The organism is Campylobacter concisus (genome assembly GCF_902460575.1).
In the GTDB taxonomy this organism is placed as follows: Bacteria; Campylobacterota; Campylobacteria; order Campylobacterales; family Campylobacteraceae; genus Campylobacter_A; species Campylobacter_A concisus_AW.
This window is the reverse complement of record NZ_CABPUY010000003.1, coordinates 362,770-380,983: the sequence shown is the minus strand read 5'-3', so window position 1 is coordinate 380,983 and position 18,214 is coordinate 362,770. Positions and strand designations below refer to the sequence as shown.

The following is an 18,214-nucleotide window of genomic DNA, read 5'->3' as shown; positions in this document are numbered from 1 at the left end:
TTATTCCTTTATTAAATTACGAATTACAAATTCGCTTTTTTCTTCGTCGGTTTGAAATTTGGTATTAAGAGTTTCATCAAAGATGAAGACCTTTAATATCCCAAACATAATGATAAGCTTTATCGCTATGAGAAGCCATAGTTTCTTGCCTATTTTCATATTTTAAAGCCGTCTATATATAAAGAGGCGATATTTTTTAAGCAGTTTTTAATCATGATGTCGAAGTCTATAACAAAAAAACTTAAAGAATAATTTTTAAAAATTGCACGATTAATGCCTTACTAAATATTTAAGGGGTATAATCGGCAGATTAAAAAATAACTAAAGTTAAGGAAATTTTGATGGCAAAAGAGACGAAGTATATTTTTATCACAGGTGGCGTTTTAAGCTCACTTGGAAAAGGCATCGCAGCTGCGTCTATCGCGACATTACTTAAAAATTCTGGCTTAAAGGTGAGCGTTTTAAAAGCTGACCCATATATCAACGTAGATCCAGGCACGATGAGCCCACTAGAACACGGCGAAGTCTTTGTCACAGACGATGGCGCTGAAACAGACCTAGATCTTGGTCACTACGAGAGATTTTTAGATGAGAGCCTAAGTCAGGATAATAACTTCACAACAGGCAGAGTTTATAGCTCGGTGATCGAAAAAGAGCGCCGTGGCGACTACCTTGGAAAGACTATACAAGTGATCCCTCACATCGTTGGTGAGATCGTTGATCGTATCAAAAAAGCAGGCGAGGGCAAAGATGTACTCATCGTTGAGATCGGCGGAACCGTTGGCGACATCGAGGGACTACCATTTTTAGAGGCGATAAGAGCGCTAAAAGTAGAAGTTGGTAAAAAAAGAGCGCTAAATATCCACCTAACGCTCGTGCCATTTATCAAAGTAGCTGGCGAGCTAAAAACAAAGCCAACCCAGCACAGCGTAGGCGAGCTAAGACGCATCGGCATAACTCCAGATATCATCATCTGCAGATCTGAAATGCCACTAAACCGCGAGCTAAAAGATAAGATCGCAGCAAGCTGTGGTGTGGAGAAAAACTGCGTCATAGAAAGCTTAGACAGCGCAAGTATTTATCAAATTCCACTTTCATTTTTAAAGCAAGATATATTAACACCGATCGCTGAAAATTTAGGCTTTGGCGAGCTAAAACCAGACATGGCAAACTGGGATAGTCTAGTAAAAAGGATCATCGCCCCAACAAACGAAACAACAATCGCCTTTGTAGGCAAATATATCGATCTAAAAGAGAGCTACAAGAGCCTAACTGAGGGCATCATCCACGCTGGAGCAAATTTGGACGCTAGGGTAAATTTACGCTGGATAGATAGCGAAAAGATAGAAGAGAGTAATGTAAATGAGCTTTTAAAGGACGTGGATGGCATCTTAGTAGCTGGCGGCTTTGGAGAAAGAGGCGTTTTAGGCAAGATGCAAGCCATTAAATTTGCTCGTGAAAACAAGATCCCATATCTTGGAATTTGCCTTGGTATGCAGCTGGCACTAATCGAGTTTGCAAGGGATGTTTTGGGCTTAGAAGATGCAAATTCTATGGAGTTTAACAAAGAGTGTAAAAATCCTATCATCTATCTAATAGATAGCTTCATCGACGCTCATGGCAAAAAACAGATAAGAACGCACACAAGCCCGCTTGGCGGCACGATGAGGCTAGGTGCTTATAACTGCGACATCAAGCCAAAGACGCTTTTGGCTGAAATTTATGGCAACGCAAAGAGCGTAAAAGAGCGCCACCGCCACCGCTACGAGGCAAATCCAAAATACAAAGAGACCTTTGAAAAGGCTGGTCTAATAGTAAGTGGCGAAAGCGACGGACTAGTAGAGGCGATCGAGCTAAAAGGCCATCCGTGGTTTGTAGGCGTGCAGTGTCACCCTGAATTTACTAGCCGCCTGACTAGACCAAACCCTGTGATACTGGGATTTATAAAAGCAAGCTTGGCTAATCACGTAAAATGATAAATTTGGCAAGCTTTCTTGCCAAATTTTCTTTAAATTTCTCTCAAATTTATATTAAAAATAAAAGTAAACGTATTATTGATAAAATTTAAATCATTTAAGTATTTTTTAATCTTGCTAAACATACAATGCTTACGCAATCATTTATAAAGGAGAAAAAATGAAAAATTGCGTTTTAAAAGGTGTTTTGGCACTTTCGCTTGCTAGCTCATTTGCTTTGGCACAAGGTGGATTTGTCGGAGTTGAGGGTGGCTATGATTTTAGCTCAAAGCTAAAAGACAATGATGGTCTTAGTTTTAAGGATAATAGACCAAATACTGGCATTAAAGGCGGTTATGACTTTGACGTAGCTAGAGTTTATGGTGGATATTTCTATCACACTGAGTCAAAAGATAACTTTAACTACACAGATGATGGTGTAAAACACGATGTTAGTATAAAATGGACAACACATAAATTTGTAGTAGGTGGTGATTATACTCCAGCTATAACAGATAACTTTAAGTTGATAGCTGGTCTATACACTGGTGTTTCAGTTGTAAATTTTAAAGCAAGACTTTATACAAATACACTTAAAGCTACTTATGATACAACAAAGGCTGGTTGGTTAGTTGGCACAAGACTTGGTGCAGAGTATAGCTTTGATAAAAATAATGCACTTGAATTTGGTATAAAAGCTGATAGATCTTGGTATAGCACTGATGAAGATCTTGATAACCTTAAATCAACAGATATTGGCGCTTACCTAGGCTACACATATAAATTTTAATTTTTGGGGTCTTATGACCCCTTATTTTTACTTAAAATTTCCCTCATTTTTTACTTCAAATTTACAATGGCTAATTTATAAAGAGTATCAATTTAACAAAAGTTTTTTGCCCTAAAAATCTTACTTTCAATGAAAATTATAAGAAATTAAATTTCAAAAAGATATAATCAAAGCATTCAAAATAAAGACGAAAGATTACGATGAAAAAAAAGCATTTTTGTTGCCAAATTTTTGGCAGTTTGGGCGTAAATTTAAGTGAGCAAATAGCATTAGTAAAAGTTGGCAGGGCGTCAAAAAGTCCTTGCCAAAGCTATGTTAACTAAAGAGGATATTAGGAATTTACTAGCACGTAGATTTTGTAACGATATACACAAAAAACTTAGTGAAATTCCAACGCCAAGCGCCTTAAAAGATATCTACAAAGGCGCTAATCGCATCAAAGAAGCGATCGAGAGAAACGAACATATCGCTATTGTTGGCGATTATGACGTTGATGGCGTGGTTTCAAGTGTGATTTTAGCTGAGTTTTTTGATGATCTTGGTGTAAAAAACTACCTAGTAAAGATCCCAAATCGCTTTAAGGACGGATACGGCTTAAACCCTGAGATCATCGACGAGCTGGCAAGCGAGGTGAGTCTAATAATCACCGTCGATAACGGCATCTCAGCCAATGAGGCAGCTAGCATTTGCAAAGAAAAAGGCATCGATCTCATCATCACAGATCACCACATGCCACCAGCCATTTTGCCAGAAGCCTACGCCATAATCAATCCAAAACAAGAGGACTGCAACTTTCCAAATATCGAAATTTGCGGTGCTGAAGTGGCTTGGTATTTGGTTGGAGCGCTAAAGGATGTTTGCAAGCTAAACTACGATATGAGCAAGTTTTTAGAGCTTTTAGCCATCGCGATAATAGCTGATATGATGGAGCTAAGAGATATGAACAGGATGCTTGTTCGCATGGGTATTTGTAAGCTAAATGCCTCGAAGCGCTCGGCATTTTGTGTCATAAAAGAGTTTTACGGCAAGGATAAATTTGAGTGTGATGATATCAGCTTTCTTATAGCGCCCCTTATAAATTCAGCCGGACGCATGGACGATGCGATGAATTCATTTAACTTCTTGCGTGCAAAGAGCATCGAAGAGGCTTACAACTACCTTGATACGATCATTGAATTTAACAACTCCAGAAAAGAGGAGGAGCGCCAACTCTTTGAGTGTTCGCTAAAGGACGTAAAAGAGGACGATGAGGTCATCATCACTTGGGGAGAGCAGTGGCATGAGGGCGTGATAGGCATCGTGGCTAGCCGCCTCGCAAAGCACTTTGCAAAGCCAGCTATCGTCTTTAGCATCGATAAAGGCCGCGCAAAAGGCAGTGCTAGAAGCGTTGGTAAGCTTGATATTTTATCACTCATCGCAAGCCACGAAGATCTGCTAACAAGCTACGGCGGCCACAAAGGTGCAGCTGGACTGACACTCGCACCTGAAAATTTGGAAAAATTTAAAGATGCGATAAATAAAAGCTGCTCATGCCTAAATATGCAAGAGTGCAAAAGCTCAGATGAGCTACTTGGCGACATAATGCCAAGCGAGATAGACTTTGAGCTACTTGAAATTTTGGAATTTTATGAGCCGTATGGACAGAAAAATCCGCGCCCAGTCTTTAAGATAGAAAACGCTGTCGTAAAAAACGAAAGGCTCATAGGTAGGGATCAAAACCACTTAAAACTTATCTTGCAAAAAGACAATAAGACGCTTGAGGCGCTATTTTTCAACTTTACAAAGCACGTTAGAGTAGGCGAAATGATAGATATCATCTTTTGTGTATCTAAAAATTCGTTCCGCGGGCTTGTTACGCCACAACTTCTCATAAGAGAAATTTTGTAAATTTGAGATGAAAATGGCTTTAAATTTTGCTCTTTTATTAAAGTAAAAAGATGGACAAACTAAGAAGAAAAAGAACAAGTAAAGTTAAAAATAAAAAAGAGGCAGATCCTTCTAATGCCAAACTAAGCACTACTCATAAATTTATAATATCGATTGCGCTTGGCATCTTCTTGGCCCTTTGCGAGGTAGCTTATAAAGAGGCTAAAAAACATGAATGCGAGGATCGCTGGGATAGATCATTAGGACCAGAAGCGCTTGGCGGCGGCGGTATAGTGCGTGGCCTTTTAAAGGCTGGCTGTGGTGCTGAAAGCAGCTACGAGCATCACTATATACATCATAGAAGAGGATGGTAAATTTAATACTTCGACTAGCTCTTTGTCCTCTTGCATTACACTTGCAAATGCTTCTTAGGATGCCAAATTTTTAGATATTTTTTGAAAGTTATAAATTTTATCTATTAAATTTAATGTGTTATTTGATAAAAATACAGAAAAGCTAGAAATTTAAGCTCTTTTAGAAATAGTTTATCTCTAAAAATCATTTAGCTGACCTCCTATGTCGCAGCTTCTCGTGCGAGAAATTTTATAACATTTTTGAAATTTAACGACTAGGTGTTACTTTTTAATAATTCAAAATTTTATAAATTTATCTTTATAAATCCATAAAATACGAACTTTATAAACAAAGTAAATTTATCAATGCTCATTTAATATTATAAATTAATAATATTTTAAATAAAAATCCGTAAAATTACATTTACATTATATTTTTAAAGGATTGAAAATGAAAAGTTCATTTTTGAAAGCTAGCATGATTGCATGTGCGGTTTGCTCATTTGCTATGGCAGAGGGAGCATTTATTGGTTACGAGGGCGGATACTCTTTTGCGTCAAATGTAAAGTTATCTGAGGCTAACGATGGAGCAAGACTTAGGAAAGGTCAATTTAACAGCGGTGTAAAAGCTGGTTATGATTTTGACAGCTTCAGAGCTTATGGTGCTTATTTTTATAATTTTCAGACTAAAAAAGAGTTAGAAGATGATGGTGAAAAATATACAATTAAGTGGAATAAACACAGCTTTCTAGCAGGTGCTGACTATACTCCAAGCATTACCAGCGATGTTAAGCTTGTAGCAGGTGCTTACACTGGCGTTTCAAGAATAAAATTTAAAGTAGATAATTCAGATAGTGCACAACACTCAACTGGTTTTGTGTTGGGCACAAAATTCGGTGCTGAGTACCTGCTTGATCAAAACAATATTTTAGAGGCTGGCGTTAAGGCTGACTATACTTTTTATAGAAAAATTGAAGAAGTTAAAGTTAGAGAGAGCAACATCGGTCTTTACGTAGGCTACACTTATAAATTTTAATATTAAACATTCCCTCCTTAAGAAATTTGCGTCCTAGTTTGGGCGCAAATTTATCTCTAGTATTTTTACCATTAAATTTAATATACTTTTCAAAAAGGCTACAAAATGAAGAAAATAATATTGTCTCTATTTATGCTCTTAACGGCTACGTTTGCGGTTGATTGTGATAACGCATTTATTAAAGCTGTTGTAAGCATGATCGATGAGCCAGCTCCCACAAGAGTCGATGAAAATAGCGTAATAACAGGTGCTACATGCGAAAATGAGACCCTAAAAACCACCTTTGTTATAAATGATAGCGAGGATATTAAATTTAGTAAATTTACTAAAGAACAGATAGATGAGTTTAGAAAGTTGCAGACTGAAATGCTAAAAGAGGACTTTTGTAGCAGTAAAAACCCTCTTATCGACAAAGCTTCGTGGATATACAACTACGAGAACGGCAAAAATTTTGCTGTGATAAATTTGACAAAAGAGGATTGCAAGTAAATTTTCTGGGGTTGCCCCCAGAAAATTTAAGCTTTTTTGTCTTCAAGCTCTTTTAGGTGTGCTTTTACAAACTCACCAAATTCGTCTTGAGTTAGCACTCTTTTAGCAAGTTTTTCCTTGCATTTTTTGCCAAGCTCACCAAGTATTGCTCTATTTTTTTGGCTTTGTGATTTGCCAAATTTTGAAAGGATCGCATTTAGCTCATGCTCTTCACCGAAATTTACTAGCTCTTTATCTAGTGCCATTTTCTCTCCTTTGATGAAAATTTCTTCTAATTTTAAAATTTAATAGTAAATATAAATAAATTTAAATTTTAAAGGCTGAAAAGAGCGAAAAATAGGGCTTTGTTAAATTTAAATTTCATATAGATTAAACGCGTAATAGTAAAATCACGAAAATTTTTAAAGGAGAAGTATGAAAAATTTACTTGTAAAATCAAGCTTGGTTTTAGCTTTAGTTAGTTCAGCTGCACTTGCGCAAGGTGCATTTGTCGGCGGCGAGGGCGATTATTCGTTCAACTCAAAGATAAAAACTAAAAATATCGCAAAAAGCGAAAAAAATAACTTCAACAAAGGCCACTACGGACTTGGCTTTTATGGCGGTTATGATTTTGACAGCTATAGAGCGTATGGTGGCTACTACTACGACTTTAAAGCTAGAAAAAATGCTGGCGAAGCAGATGCAAAATGGAGCAAACATAAGCTTTTAGCAGGCGCTGACTACACTCCAAACATCACTGAAAACTTTAAAGCTGTGCTTGGCGGTTACGCTGGTCTTGGTTATCTAAGTGTTAGACAAAGCTTTGAAAACGAAACTAGCAAGAAAAATTTCAAAGGCTTGCTAGTTGGCGCAAAAGCTGGCGGTCAGTACTCATTTGACGCTCACAACGCGCTTGAGTTTGGTCTAAAAGCTGATAAGACATTTTATAAGAAAAATAGCGGCGCTCAGCTAAGAGATACAAGTGTTGGGATTTACACAGGCTACACTTATAAATTCTAAAAATCTAAATTTATGGCAAGGCTTAGGCTTTGCCTCTCCTAAAAACTCACATTTTTATAACTCATGCAACCTTTAAGTGATGTGAGGTAGAATGGCTCTTATCTAAAAGGGAGAAAAATGAAAACAAAATCGCTTCTTGTCATTGTGTTTTGTGTCGTTTTTGGTAGCTTTGCCTTTTGCGAACCAAAAAGCGAGCCAATGCTAACAAAAAGTAGAAATTTAGTTGGTCAGACGGTGCCAGGCGCTATTTTGGGCGTTAAGGTGCCAAAGGAGTATCAAGCGAAATTTGACAGCGCAAAGCCTAGGATGCAGGAATTTTTAGCAAATATGGCATGCTATAAGGCTAATAAAAATGATAAATTCATGGAAGGTGGCACAAGGGCACCTGCGCTAAGAAGAGATGATAGCCATTTGAAAAGGGCTAGTGGCACTTGTAGCGATAACGTCGATATCTTGAGTATAGAAAATGTGAAATTTATCGCCAAAAATGCATTTAGCTTTAGCGTTACATTTATCACAGCAGATGGCGAAGAAACTACAAAATTTGATGATATTATATTTACGCAGCACCCTAGTGGTGAGTGGCTGGTTAGGTGGTAGTTGTAGAGGTAAAGCCTCTACTCTCTGCCATCAAGAAGTGGCACAAAAAGGCACTCGTCTAAAAACTCTTTTTCTAAATTTCCACTCTCATCTTTTCTAAATTTAGCGATAAACTGCTTGCCATCTTTTTTCATCGGAGCGACCAAGATGCCACCATTTTTTAGCTGGCTAAATAAATTTGGCGAGATCTCATCAGCAGCAGCCGAGAGTAAAATTCTATCAAACGGCGCATAGCTTCGCCAGCCGTTGTTGCCGTCATCATATCTTACGTGTACGTTTTTGATCTTTAGCGCCTCGAAGCGTTTTTTTGCCTCCATGGCTAGCTTTTCTATGCGCTCGACGCTAAAAATTCTATGTGCGAGCTTGCTTAATATCGCTGCTTGATAGCCGCTACCACAGCCTATTTCTAGGATGTTATCCACATTTTCGCACTCTAGCGCCATCGTCATCTTTGCCACCGTTAGTGGCGAGCTGATCCACTGATTACCCAGTATCGGCTGCGCGTCAAGCTTGTAAGCATGCGCAGGGATAGGCACGAAAATTTCACGCTCGGTTGTTGATATCGCGTCAAACAAAAGCGGACTGAGCGTGATCTCATCGGCTATGTCGCTAGCTAAATTTTGGCATTTTATCGCTTCTAATTGGGTCAAAATTTCTATCCTAAACAAATTTTAAATCGTTATTATACGATTTAAAGCTTATCTTAAAATTTATAAAAGCCCTAAATTTTTCTTTATCTGCGTGATCAAATTTGCGTCAAAAACTGCGCTTTGCTCTAGCGTGCCATCTGGCAAAAAGATCCCAGCGAGCTCAAGATCAAGCGAGCTTGAGATCATGACGTAGCAGTTATTTGCGATCGCAAGTGCCTTGCAAAGGCTAAGGTAGGCCTCTTTTCTAGCCTTGCCCCACATGGCTGGCACCATGATGATGTCGCATCCTCTTAGCTTTGCCCAAAGCCTGCTATCACGCAGCTCAAAGCATATCAGCACGCCAAGCTTTAGCCCTCTAAAATCAAAAGCATTTATATCGCTCACTTCGCCAGCAGTAAAGATCTCGTGCTCTAAATTTGGCCTAAAAAGCTCGGCCTTAAACTGCGAATGAAAGACGTTGTTTGAGTTAAGAAGTAAAAATTCGTTATAAATTTTTGGTTGGTGCGGATTTAGATTTGAAATTTGAGCGAGCCCTGCGCTTTTGTTTAGGCTGCTAAGGTGTGTAAAACCAAGAAATTTATCTGGGCTAAGCGCCTCTTGCAAGCGCTCAAGCAGCATCGCATCAAAGCTGCCTATCATGCCACCAAGCATCGCCTTGTTCGCCCCAGCAAAAAAGCCGTCAAAATCATAGCCGCTTATGCAAAGCTCGCTTGCAAGTAGGAGAGAGTTTTCAGGCGCAGCCTCAACTAAATTTGCAAGCTCTTCTAGCCGATCTGTTGCATTTTTTGCCTTTAAAGTTAGGCTTATTAGGTTTAAATTTTCACTCATTTATTTTTCAAATACAAATTTTATAGGTTTTTCATCGTGGCAGTCTTTTGGAATTTTGCAGTTTATATCCGTGTCACCGATGTTTGGTGTAGCTTTTAAAATAACGCTTATAGCTGTGATCTTATCATCACGCTGCGAGAGCGGGTCGTTAAAGACCCAGACTTCAAAGCCTAGACCTCTAGCCTCATCATGTGAAACTACTCTTACCTCTTTTAGGTCTTTTGCCTCAAAGCCACACTGCTTGTTTATGCCAAGCATCACGTCATTTCCTAGCACTGATCCTAGTGGAGCAAAACTTGGTGCAAGTTCGCCGTTTGGCATCTCTTGATAGACTTCCGCTTGGCTTGTCTCTTTTATTTTGACAAGCTTGTAGGCGTAGAAATTTTCGAGATTATTTTTATTTGCTTGATCAATTATCCATTGATTACTGCTCGCACACCCCACAAAAAGCACGCAGGCAAGGGCTAAGATGCCATTTTTAAAAGTCATCAAAGCTGATACTTCCCTTGCTGTAGTTTGTCACCTTTGCTTCAAAGAAATTTGACTTTTGGTCGTTAAATTTAGCAAAGTCATCGACCCATTTGATCGGATGAGTGACGTTGTATTTGCGTTTTAGGCCGATCGCAACTAGACGCTGGTCGATGAGATAGTGGATGTACTGCTCGATGATATCATCTGTAAAGCCCATTATCTGGTTTTGGGTGATGTATTTGCCCCATTTGATCTCTAAATTTCCAGCTTTTTCAAACATATCATAAATTTTTGCCTCAGTCTCGGGAGTGAAAAGGTCGGGTCTTTCTTTGCGGACTGAATTTATCATGTTTTGAAACAAAAGCAGGTGTGTGATCTCGTCGCGTTGGATAAAGCGTATCATCTGCGCTGAGCCTAGCATCTTACCAGCGCGAGCTAGAGCGTAGATCGCTGTAAAGCCACTGTAAAAGTAGATGCCCTCTAAAATTTGGTTCGCAACCATCGCAAGAAGTAGCTTCTCGTCAGTCACTTCGCCTGCAAGCTCCTCATAAACGCTTGAGATATAGTCGTTTTTCTCGCGCAAGACGTCGTCGTGCTTCTCCATCTCGTAGATGAGGTCGGTGTTGTCGCAGATCGCCTCGACCATGACAGCGTAAGACTTGCTGTGGTTTGCCTCTTCGTAGGCTTGGCGGCTTAGCACGGCGTTGATCTCTGGTGCGGTGATGTAAGGGTTGATGTTGTCAGCTAGGTTATTTGTCTGGAAGCTATCCATTGAGATGAGCTGGCTCCAAACTAGGTCATACATGCGTTTTTCGGCCTCTGTGAGGTTGTAGGCGTAGTCGCGCACGTCGTCTGTGGTGTCGACCTCTTTTGGAAACCAGGTATTTGCCTCCATGAGGTCCCAAAGCTTTAACGCCCACTCGTATTTTGCCTTGGTGAAATTTAAAATGCCGTGCGGGTTGCCGTTAAAGACTCTTCTGTCGGTCAAATTTTCATTTGAACTTGGGTTATAGATGCGTTTTCTATTCATAAATTTCTCTCTTGTTTGTAGTAAAAATTTCTCAAAATCTTACCCAAAGCAAGGTAAAAATTTACTTTTATTTATATGGCTTTGCTCCTTTTTATGGTCATCAAAAAGCCAGTTATGATAAGCAAAACGGCGATCACGCAAGAGATGGCAAAGACGATTTGACCGATCTCGCCAAACATCTCTCCAGTGTGCAGGCTAAGCACCTTTCGGCCAGCCTTTTTTGCCTCTGGGATGCTCTCAGCCTTGCTAACAAGCTTGTTTTCTTTGATCTTGCCAGCGCTCGCGTCAAGCTTTAGTTTGCCCACTTGGCTCTCGCTAGTTTCGTAGTTTATGGTGTAGGTGCTTTGGTTGTTTTCAGGCACGTTTATCGTGAGTGATTTTAGATCTAGCGTGACATTTTCTTTAAAAATTTGCTCCGCAGTCTCGATCTCTTTAAATTTATCATCGCTTATTGGGATTAAATTTCTCTGAGGCATTGCCCTTTGCGCTTGGCTTGGTTTTAGCTCGAAAAATACGCTATTTACGCTGTTTCTGACCCAGCCATAAGACCAGTAAAGGCCAGTTAGCGACATCACGACAAGCAGGATCGCCACGTAGGTGCCAAGGCTCGTGTGGAGGTTGTAAAAGCAGGCGTAGCCCTTTGCGTTTGTTTTGATCTTTAGCGAATTTAGTAAATTTCGCTTGATCGCTGGGGCGTAGAGGATGAGACCGCTGATGGCAAGAAGCGCCATGATGATGGAGCTAATGGCGACTATTTGCTTGCCGATGTTGGCTGGGACTTTGCTATCAAGCAGAGAAAGGCCTAAATTTCTATGTAGGCTTAGTATTATCATGCGAGTTTTCTCGCCCCAGTCCTCGCTGATCACCTCGCCGGTGCGGGGATCGACAAAGAAATTTCGGAGTTTTTTGTCTTTGGTGACGCTGATGCTATAAGCTTTGTTTTCGCCGCCGATTTGCACGTTTTCAAGAGTGTCAAATTTGATCTCACTTTTTGCTTTGGCGAGGATCTCGCTTAAGCTTAAATTTGGCTTTTCGCTAGGTGCTAAATTTGTATATTTTTCATTTATCGCAGACTTGATCTCCTCTCTATAAGAGGCAAATGGCGCTGCAAGTGTCATGATAAGTAGCGGTATAGTCGCGATCAGACCGATTATTAGGTGGATGTTGAAAATGATTTTGTTGCGCTTAAAGAGCATATATCTCCTTTTAATTTTAATAACGAATATTAATTTATTTTTTGTTAAGCAGAGATAAAATTTAGAAGATTATTTTTAAGTTATCTGGATGTGATTTTGGATTTTGCGGCTGGCAAAAGTAGCTCAAATGTTGAAATAGCTGCGTTTAGATCCTTTTTATCTAAAAATTTAAACGGCTTTAGCAGGTAGTAAAGTGGCTTAAATTTCACTATTAAGCGCAAAGAGTGCTCGTAAATTTCACTACCATTAGCCTTAACGTACTCATCAATCGCCTCTTTTACAAGCTCGTTTGAAATTTTTTGTCGGTAGAGCTCGTGGATGAAAACTAGCAGATCACGGCACTTTCTAAGCTCTAGATCATCGCTAAAAAATTTTGACTCAAAATCAATAAATTTTATATCGTCATTTTTTATGGCGATATCCCTAAGTGCTGGGCGTCCGTGTGCGAAATTTAGTGCGTGAAGTCCAGCTAATGCGCGGGCTACTTTTAGTAAAATTTCATGCTTAAATTTTTCATCGGTGCTATATTTAAATAGTCTAGCAACTGGCTCACCAACATCTTCTATAACGAAAAATTCATCACTTTTTAGCACGAGTTTTGGAGCAGGGGCATTTGCCTCGTTTAAAATTTCAAGCTTTTTTATCTCAGCCGCAAATGACCTATAAGGGTTTGGTTTAAAAATTTTAGTTAAAAAGCTGCCTTCGATGCTCTTTTCAATGCGTTTTAACCAAAATTTTTGCCCATCAAATTCAAAGCTAAATACACGCTCATCATGGTGGTTTTTTAAGATTTCATTTACATATTGTTTTAAATTTTGCATGTTGTAAATGTAGCGAAAGAATTCTAAATTTTTACATATATTTGACGTAAAATTTCATGAAAAACGTGAAAATATTTGTTAGCAAAAAAAGAGAGGAAAGTCATGGTGGAGTTAAGCGGGATCGAACCGCCGACCTCTTGAATGCCATTCAAGCGCTCTCCCAGCTGAGCTATAACCCCAAAAGATTTGGTATTTTATCTTTTTATGGCTTACAATATTTTGAAATTTGTATTTTGCAAAATAAATTTTTAAGCAACTTTTGGGTAACATTGCAATCTTTAATGCGGGAATAGCTCAGGGGTAGAGCACAACCTTGCCAAGGTTGGGGTCGCGAGTTCGAATCTCGTTTCCCGCTCCATTAAATTTTGCCCGAGTGGCGGAATGGTAGACGCAAGGGACTTAAAATCCCTCGGTAGTTTTTACCGTACCGGTTCAAGTCCGGTCTCGGGCACCACCAAAAAAGTGGCGACATGGCCAAGTGGTAAGGCATGAGCCTGCAAAGCTTTGATCCCCGGTTCGAATCCGGGTGTCGCCTCCAGACTTCAAAAAACCAAATTAAAGGATTAACAATGAAAAAGTTGCTTTTAATCGTATGTGTGGCATTTTTTGCGGTAGGTTGTTCAAACACTTGGCACGGCGTAAAAGAAGATAGCCACAACGCCAAAGAATGGACTAAAGAAAAGATCAATGACGGCGCTAGCTACGTCAAAGAAAAAACAGAATAATTCTTAGTGGTTATAGCAAATTTTAAGCAAAGTTGGCTATAATCACAAATCTTTAAATCGGGAGATGGCTGAGCGGTCGAAAGCGGCGGTCTTGAAAACCGTTGAGGTGTGAAAGCCTCCTGGGGTTCGAATCCCTATCTCCCGGCCACAACCACTCTTAAAATATATCTTCAGATATCTGTATTTCAGCATTTTTAAGCAGTCTATATCACTATATTTTCGTCTCAAATTTCGGACGATTTTATTTTGTTACACTGAATTTGGATTTCTGTTACATCGTTTGCTTATTAGATTAGGAGTTTGCAATGACTTCTAAATTAATAACTCGAATCAAAAATAGACCAAGCTACTACTATTTCGATAAGGCCTTGAAAAATGATAAAATTATCACCGTCAAATATTGTCTATTTACGGACAATGAGTTTGAGGCCAAAGCCATCGCTTTAAAAATAAAAAACGAAGCCGATAATAGACGTAATTCTGTTCAAACCAAAAAATTTATTGATTTACCGTTAAGATACAAGATACGCAACATTCAAAAAAATATTAAAAACAAATCGCATCGACTATCGACGACCGAATATAAAGAAATATTTGAAAAAGTTATATCGGGTATTTATGGGATTACCAAAGCCGACAACGATATGTTTGTCAATAGAAAAGAATGTCAAGAAAACGATAGGCCAAATAAAACACGAAAATCGATAAAATTTACGGATATAGCATCCAGATACGCTCAAAACGAAAGTAAGAAGTCAAATAGTAAAAATACCGGATACTATCAAAGGGTAGCCAAAGCACTTGACATTTATTTTAAGCACAAGCAGATAACCCAAATTTCTTACCAGGACTGCGAGGATTTTCAATTACATCTCTTAAATAATAAAAGGCTTAACAAAAAGACCATCAATAACTACACGTGCTACGCAAGTAGAATGTTTGACTATGCTATCAAAATAGGCCTTATATCTCAAAACCCGTTTAAGCTTTTAAGCTCGTTTAAAATTTCCAAAGATCAAAAATCGCCGAAGGATAATTTTAGCATGGACGAACTGGTTAAGATTTTTAAGACCGATAAAAAGGAGCTTAAAGATTATATGGCGTTTGCCTTGCACACTGGACTTAGGCTTAGCGAAATTTGGAGCTTAGATGAAAGTAGCGTAAGCGAGCGAGACGGTATTAAATTTATCAAAGTTCAAACTGCCAAGCAAAAAGGCGGAGATGTTAAATTTAGAGAGCTGCCGATACATAAAAATATATATCGTCTAAGCGATATGAAGTGGTTAACGAAAATAAAAAAAGGCAAAAGCGATTGTAATTATCTTGGAAAAAGGCTTAACAAACATATTCATGCCGTTTTACCGGACTCCAACGTAAGCTTTCATAGGCTAAGGGCAAATTTTGCGTCCGCTATTAAAAATTACTCCTTAGAAAATGGTTTTACGGATGTTACCTCGGTACTACTCGGGCACGCTACCGATCTAGCAACAGACGTATACGCCAAGGATATCTCGCTAAAAGCAAAGCTAAAAGCTATGAATGGTCTAAATATATTTTCCAATCTCTAGCGATGAAATTCTATTGAATATCTTTGGCTAGTTATGTATAATTTGGCAAAAAGAGGTGAAATATGAATAAAGAGATTTTAAATTTACTTGACGAAGAAAACGTAGACTTCGGTAGGCTTTTTGAGTTTTACTCTGGCATAAAAAAGGATTTTATCAACAAAACAGACAATATCAAGATGGGCTTTATCGGAAACGCCCTAGATAAGGAGCAGCTTGAGAGAGATATGGACTATTGCGTAAAGAATTATGCCAGAAATACAAAACACAAAGATAAATGGCTAAAAAGAGCGGATATTTTAAAAAAATTAAACGGCTCAACGCCTACCAAATATTACATGCAAGTCGTTTTCAAAGATACTGCAATGATAATTCAAAAAAGCATCATGAATTCGGTTAACGAACTTGATATGCAAAATGAGCCAAAAACAGGCGTAATAGATCTTGAAACTTACAATATACCAGAAGAAGTAATAAAGTACGGCATTTTTACGGATGAAAAAGTAAAAGGCGGCAGATTTATTAATAAGCATTTTGTACCCGACAATATTGCAGGGTACTTAGAAAGCGAAACGCTTAAAAAATTACCGAAAAAGCAAAAAGAGCTTTTACCGAAAAATCAAGAACTAAAAATAAATATAAATTTGCTGGATATGCGTGATAAATTTATAAAAAGAGAAGGCAAGAAGCAAAAGTATGAGGAGGAAACCAAAAAAAGATATATAAACGATATAAATCAATTCATCAAATATATGGAAGATAACAACATATATGAGATCGAAAAACTAGATGTAGAGGAGTTTCAAGAATACATAAGTGCAAAAAAGGGTAAACAAGGCAACCCAATAAGTGAAAAAACCGTAAATAATATAATAGGTAGAGTAAGAACATTTTTTGATTATGTGGTATCAAAAAGGTATATGAGCTTTAATCCGTTTGAAAAACTTAGTAACTACGGGGTAAATAAAAACGTAACGGATAAAAGAAATTTTACCCTTGAAGAGCTCAAAAAGATATTTAGCGGCAAATATGATAATGCGCGCAAAGAAATTTTAGACTGTTTAAGATTTCTACTAACAACTGGCATAAGAACGGAGGAATTTTATAACTTAAATAAAGATAGTTTTTATACGGATTGCAATCATCCGTTTTTGAAGGTAAAAACCGCGAAGCAAGGTGCCGATAAGATATTTTATAGAAACATACCATTGCATAAATTATTAAAAGATCTCTACAAATACGACTGGATTGCAAAAATTAAAAAAATATATTCAAATAAAGGAACTTTGTCAAAAGCTCTCAATGCCGAAATAGATAAGGTAATAAAAGATAATACGGTAAGCGTCCATAGACTTAGGGGAAATTTTGCTAACGCGATCGATGAGTGGCTGGTTCTTGCTGGCTTTAAGGACTATGTAGGTACGGATAAGAAATTGCTCGGGCATTCGGAAAATTTAAAAAAAGATGATATCGAAGATCAAGTAAAATATAAAATAACCAAAACTATACTGGGTTATGCACCAGATATGACACAGGGTACATATGCGAAGTCCGAATACATGGACGCGAAAATTTTAGCGATACAAGGACTTGACGCCTTTGAATATATTTTTGAATATTTGAATATCCCAAAAAATCAAATCGGACACGTAAAGCCTAGAAAATCTAGAAAAACAAAAAATAAACCCATCGCCATGACTGCAAAATGAAATAAGACACCGTAATCTGCCGAATTTTGATAAAACTTAGTATGTAGACATGGGTATAAAATCGGTTTTTCGGTTTGACTGGTAGTCGCAAGCCCAAATTTAAAGCTATACTCAAATAGCCCCGCTATTATGACAAAGAGTTCGCTTCCGGCTACCACTAGCTCGGCTCCGTATTTTATATCTCTTAGCACGGGTTTTATGGAGGCTAGTTTTATTTTTGAGCTTGCGGTTTTTTGTCTTTGCTCGGCCCTTCGGCAGCTTTTGCTATGCTTGCGTATTTTTTTATCGTTTCTATTACGTTTTTGATCTCGGCAGGCAAATTTTCGTCAAACTTTTCAGAAGTCAGAATGTATAAATTTTCCTTGCTTCTAGTTAATAAAACATAAATTTTTCTATAAAATAGCTTGCGGTCGTTTTTTAGCGTCGTTTGCAGAAACAGCAAAAAGTTGTGTATAACGATATTTTGGCACTATTTTATAGATACGCTTGTCAAACAAGAAGTAGAGCCAAATATCATAGCTCAAATAGTAGGACATGAGAAGCAGTATAAAATTTTACTCGGAACATATGCTACAAATATAAATGCCAGTGTTTTAAAAGCAAAAGTTGAAATGGTGTGCTATTAGATATTAGATGTATGGTTTATAATGGATACATGCTTTTTTCTATAAACCATAATCTATTACTTGATATTAAAGTGTTAATCCTTTATATTATGCTCTTTTGCATAGCTTAATATCTTAGCTCTAAGATCTTCAGGGAAGCTATCTCTATACATCACTGGTGTTAGAGGGTTTAGCTTTTTATCTAATTTACCAGCCTCATATAGTCTTGTTAGCTCTTCTGGTGTGTTGTAGTATGGAGCATTTGGATATCCCTCTGGTGGGGTTAGGGACATTATTTTAGCTTCTAAAATATTAATATCTCTGTTTAAAATCACTTGCCTATATTCTTGATCATCTGGTTCAGCTACATCAAAAGGAAGCATTTCATCTTTTAGGACGTCTTTCATTTTTGTCATAAATTCTTCCCTTGTAGTCTCATTTGCATCTAGGTCTCTAGGGTCTAATAATTTACCTTCGTCTTCAACGAGTTTTCTAAAATACCGCATAACCCTACCATCAGTATCAA

General features: G+C 38.0%; 20 protein-coding genes, 5 tRNA genes and 1 pseudogene. 16 read left to right on the top strand and 10 right to left on the bottom strand.

Translation table 11 applies throughout. The features are described from left to right. Entirely contained in the window at nt 1-108 is a 108-nt protein-coding gene (locus tag F3G76_RS11155) for a DUF4492 domain-containing protein (RefSeq protein ID WP_258035412.1), read from the bottom strand. 233 nt (nt 109-341) lie between these two features. Between F3G76_RS11155 and pyrG the strand changes: the two genes are divergently transcribed. The 6 genes from pyrG to F3G76_RS08415 all read left to right on the top strand — a co-directional run bounded on the left by pyrG (nt 342) and on the right by F3G76_RS08415 (nt 6,489). Next, nucleotides 342-1,976, top strand: coding sequence for a CTP synthase (pyrG, locus tag F3G76_RS08440; protein WP_148824936.1), 1,635 nt, complete (start codon nt 342-344; stop codon nt 1,974-1,976). Nucleotides 1,977-2,136: 160 nt separating this feature from the next. Continuing rightward, nucleotides 2,137-2,745, top strand: a complete 609-nt coding sequence (locus tag F3G76_RS08435) for a TonB-dependent receptor (protein ID WP_149706438.1) — start codon at nt 2,137-2,139, stop codon at nt 2,743-2,745. A 312-nt stretch (nt 2,746-3,057) separates the two neighbouring features. Continuing rightward, on the top strand, nt 3,058-4,632 hold the full coding sequence (gene recJ, locus F3G76_RS08430; protein WP_149706437.1) for a single-stranded-DNA-specific exonuclease RecJ: 1,575 nt from the start codon (nt 3,058-3,060) through the stop codon (nt 4,630-4,632). 50 nt (nt 4,633-4,682) lie between these two features. Further along, nucleotides 4,683-4,985: a hypothetical protein gene (locus tag F3G76_RS08425; RefSeq protein WP_103566734.1), complete on the top strand. Its 303-nt coding sequence runs from the start codon at nt 4,683-4,685 to the stop codon at nt 4,983-4,985. A 430-nt stretch (nt 4,986-5,415) separates the two neighbouring features. Then, a complete protein-coding gene (locus F3G76_RS08420) occupies nt 5,416-6,000 on the top strand; it encodes an outer membrane beta-barrel protein (protein WP_223227450.1) in 585 nt (194 codons plus the stop codon). A 105-nt stretch (nt 6,001-6,105) separates the two neighbouring features. Then, entirely contained in the window at nt 6,106-6,489 is a 384-nt protein-coding gene (locus tag F3G76_RS08415; RefSeq protein WP_103566737.1) for a hypothetical protein, read from the top strand. 26 nt (nt 6,490-6,515) lie between these two features. On the opposite strand, the gene F3G76_RS08410 is transcribed toward F3G76_RS08415, so the two are convergent. Then, the gene (locus F3G76_RS08410; protein WP_103566739.1) at nt 6,516-6,734 is read right to left on the bottom strand and encodes a hypothetical protein; all 219 of its coding nucleotides are present in this window, start codon (nt 6,732-6,734) and stop codon (nt 6,516-6,518) included. A 169-nt stretch (nt 6,735-6,903) separates the two neighbouring features. On the opposite strand from F3G76_RS08410, the gene F3G76_RS08405 reads away from it, so the two are divergent. After that, a complete protein-coding gene (locus tag F3G76_RS08405; RefSeq protein ID WP_103576014.1) occupies nt 6,904-7,488 on the top strand; it encodes a hypothetical protein in 585 nt (194 codons plus the stop codon). Nucleotides 7,489-7,605: 117 nt separating this feature from the next. Next, nucleotides 7,606-8,088, top strand: coding sequence for a hypothetical protein (locus tag F3G76_RS08400; protein WP_149706436.1), 483 nt, complete (start codon nt 7,606-7,608; stop codon nt 8,086-8,088). A 17-nt stretch (nt 8,089-8,105) separates the two neighbouring features. Here the strand turns inward: F3G76_RS08400 and F3G76_RS08395 are convergent, their stop codons facing one another. The 7 genes from F3G76_RS08395 to F3G76_RS08365 all read right to left on the bottom strand — a co-directional run bounded on the left by F3G76_RS08395 (nt 8,106) and on the right by F3G76_RS08365 (nt 13,263). Continuing rightward, nucleotides 8,106-8,738: a protein-L-isoaspartate(D-aspartate) O-methyltransferase gene (locus tag F3G76_RS08395; protein ID WP_148822408.1), complete on the bottom strand. Its 633-nt coding sequence runs from the start codon at nt 8,736-8,738 to the stop codon at nt 8,106-8,108. 60 nt (nt 8,739-8,798) lie between these two features. After that, nucleotides 8,799-9,566 carry a carbon-nitrogen hydrolase family protein gene (locus tag F3G76_RS08390; protein ID WP_149706435.1) on the bottom strand — a complete coding sequence of 256 codons (768 nt, stop codon included), beginning with the start codon at nt 9,564-9,566 and terminating at the stop codon, nt 8,799-8,801. Beyond that, nucleotides 9,567-10,055, bottom strand: coding sequence for a hypothetical protein (locus F3G76_RS08385; RefSeq protein WP_149706608.1), 489 nt, complete (start codon nt 10,053-10,055; stop codon nt 9,567-9,569). It lies immediately after the preceding gene. After that, nucleotides 10,045-11,067, bottom strand: a complete 1,023-nt coding sequence (locus tag F3G76_RS08380; RefSeq protein ID WP_021092521.1) for a ribonucleotide-diphosphate reductase subunit beta — start codon at nt 11,065-11,067, stop codon at nt 10,045-10,047. Before F3G76_RS08380 ends, F3G76_RS08385 begins: the two co-directional genes overlap by 11 nt. 71 nt (nt 11,068-11,138) lie before the next feature. Next, complete coding sequence (locus F3G76_RS08375) at nt 11,139-12,263, bottom strand: PepSY-associated TM helix domain-containing protein (protein WP_149706434.1); 1,125 nt, start codon at nt 12,261-12,263, stop codon at nt 11,139-11,141. Between the two features lie 80 nt (nt 12,264-12,343). Continuing rightward, a complete protein-coding gene (locus F3G76_RS08370; protein ID WP_149706433.1) occupies nt 12,344-13,084 on the bottom strand; it encodes a BUD32 family EKC/KEOPS complex subunit in 741 nt (246 codons plus the stop codon). A 103-nt stretch (nt 13,085-13,187) separates the two neighbouring features. Continuing rightward, nucleotides 13,188-13,263 (bottom strand) — tRNA-Ala (locus tag F3G76_RS08365). Between the two features lie 104 nt (nt 13,264-13,367). Between F3G76_RS08365 and F3G76_RS08360 the strand changes: the two genes are divergently transcribed. The 8 genes from F3G76_RS08360 (at nt 13,368) to F3G76_RS08325 (ending at nt 17,709) form a co-directional block, all read left to right on the top strand. Continuing rightward, nucleotides 13,368-13,442: transfer RNA gene (locus F3G76_RS08360), tRNA-Gly, on the top strand. A gap of 9 nt (nt 13,443-13,451) precedes the next feature. Further along, nucleotides 13,452-13,538 (top strand) — tRNA-Leu (locus F3G76_RS08355). A gap of 10 nt (nt 13,539-13,548) precedes the next feature. Beyond that, a tRNA-Cys gene (locus F3G76_RS08350) sits at nt 13,549-13,622 on the top strand. A 31-nt stretch (nt 13,623-13,653) separates the two neighbouring features. Further along, nucleotides 13,654-13,809, top strand: a complete 156-nt coding sequence (locus F3G76_RS10515; RefSeq protein ID WP_187422337.1) for a hypothetical protein — start codon at nt 13,654-13,656, stop codon at nt 13,807-13,809. Between the two features lie 58 nt (nt 13,810-13,867). Further along, nucleotides 13,868-13,957, top strand: a tRNA-Ser gene (locus F3G76_RS08345). Between the two features lie 157 nt (nt 13,958-14,114). Then, nucleotides 14,115-15,377: a tyrosine-type recombinase/integrase gene (locus tag F3G76_RS08340; RefSeq protein ID WP_103593411.1), complete on the top strand. Its 1,263-nt coding sequence runs from the start codon at nt 14,115-14,117 to the stop codon at nt 15,375-15,377. Between the two features lie 62 nt (nt 15,378-15,439). Next, nucleotides 15,440-17,083 carry a tyrosine-type recombinase/integrase gene (locus F3G76_RS08335; RefSeq protein WP_149706432.1) on the top strand — a complete coding sequence of 548 codons (1,644 nt, stop codon included), beginning with the start codon at nt 15,440-15,442 and terminating at the stop codon, nt 17,081-17,083. A 446-nt stretch (nt 17,084-17,529) separates the two neighbouring features. Further along, complete coding sequence (locus F3G76_RS08325) at nt 17,530-17,709, top strand: site-specific integrase (RefSeq protein ID WP_103645020.1); 180 nt, start codon at nt 17,530-17,532, stop codon at nt 17,707-17,709. 74 nt (nt 17,710-17,783) lie between these two features. On the opposite strand, the pseudogene F3G76_RS10820 reads toward F3G76_RS08325, so the two are convergent. Next, nucleotides 17,784-18,214: pseudogene (locus tag F3G76_RS10820) on the bottom strand (thioredoxin reductase); the annotation flags it as partial.

Excerpts from the sequence above, each read along its gene's own strand:
- F3G76_RS08420 (WP_223227450.1), top strand. The coding sequence starts at position 5,416 with ATGAAAAGTTCATTTTTGAAAGCTAGCATGATTGCATGTGCGGTTTGC.
- pyrG (WP_148824936.1), top strand. The coding sequence starts at position 342 with ATGGCAAAAGAGACGAAGTATATTTTTATCACAGGTGGCGTTTTAAGC.
- F3G76_RS08385 (WP_149706608.1), bottom strand. The coding sequence starts at position 10,055 with ATGACTTTTAAAAATGGCATCTTAGCCCTTGCCTGCGTGCTTTTTGTG.
- F3G76_RS08400 (WP_149706436.1), top strand. The coding sequence starts at position 7,606 with ATGAAAACAAAATCGCTTCTTGTCATTGTGTTTTGTGTCGTTTTTGGT.
- F3G76_RS11155 (WP_258035412.1), bottom strand. The coding sequence starts at position 108 with ATGTTTGGGATATTAAAGGTCTTCATCTTTGATGAAACTCTTAATACC.
- F3G76_RS08425 (WP_103566734.1), top strand. The coding sequence starts at position 4,683 with ATGGACAAACTAAGAAGAAAAAGAACAAGTAAAGTTAAAAATAAAAAA.
- recJ (WP_149706437.1), top strand. The coding sequence starts at position 3,058 with ATGTTAACTAAAGAGGATATTAGGAATTTACTAGCACGTAGATTTTGT.
- F3G76_RS08340 (WP_103593411.1), top strand. The coding sequence starts at position 14,115 with ATGACTTCTAAATTAATAACTCGAATCAAAAATAGACCAAGCTACTAC.
- F3G76_RS08375 (WP_149706434.1), bottom strand. The coding sequence starts at position 12,263 with ATGCTCTTTAAGCGCAACAAAATCATTTTCAACATCCACCTAATAATC.
- F3G76_RS08435 (WP_149706438.1), top strand. The coding sequence starts at position 2,137 with ATGAAAAATTGCGTTTTAAAAGGTGTTTTGGCACTTTCGCTTGCTAGC.
- F3G76_RS08370 (WP_149706433.1), bottom strand. The coding sequence starts at position 13,084 with ATGCAAAATTTAAAACAATATGTAAATGAAATCTTAAAAAACCACCAT.
- F3G76_RS08405 (WP_103576014.1), top strand. The coding sequence starts at position 6,904 with ATGAAAAATTTACTTGTAAAATCAAGCTTGGTTTTAGCTTTAGTTAGT.
- F3G76_RS10515 (WP_187422337.1), top strand. The coding sequence starts at position 13,654 with ATGAAAAAGTTGCTTTTAATCGTATGTGTGGCATTTTTTGCGGTAGGT.
- F3G76_RS08410 (WP_103566739.1), bottom strand. The coding sequence starts at position 6,734 with ATGGCACTAGATAAAGAGCTAGTAAATTTCGGTGAAGAGCATGAGCTA.
- F3G76_RS08415 (WP_103566737.1), top strand. The coding sequence starts at position 6,106 with ATGAAGAAAATAATATTGTCTCTATTTATGCTCTTAACGGCTACGTTT.
- F3G76_RS08380 (WP_021092521.1), bottom strand. The coding sequence starts at position 11,067 with ATGAATAGAAAACGCATCTATAACCCAAGTTCAAATGAAAATTTGACC.
- F3G76_RS08390 (WP_149706435.1), bottom strand. The coding sequence starts at position 9,566 with ATGAGTGAAAATTTAAACCTAATAAGCCTAACTTTAAAGGCAAAAAAT.
- F3G76_RS08335 (WP_149706432.1), top strand. The coding sequence starts at position 15,440 with ATGAATAAAGAGATTTTAAATTTACTTGACGAAGAAAACGTAGACTTC.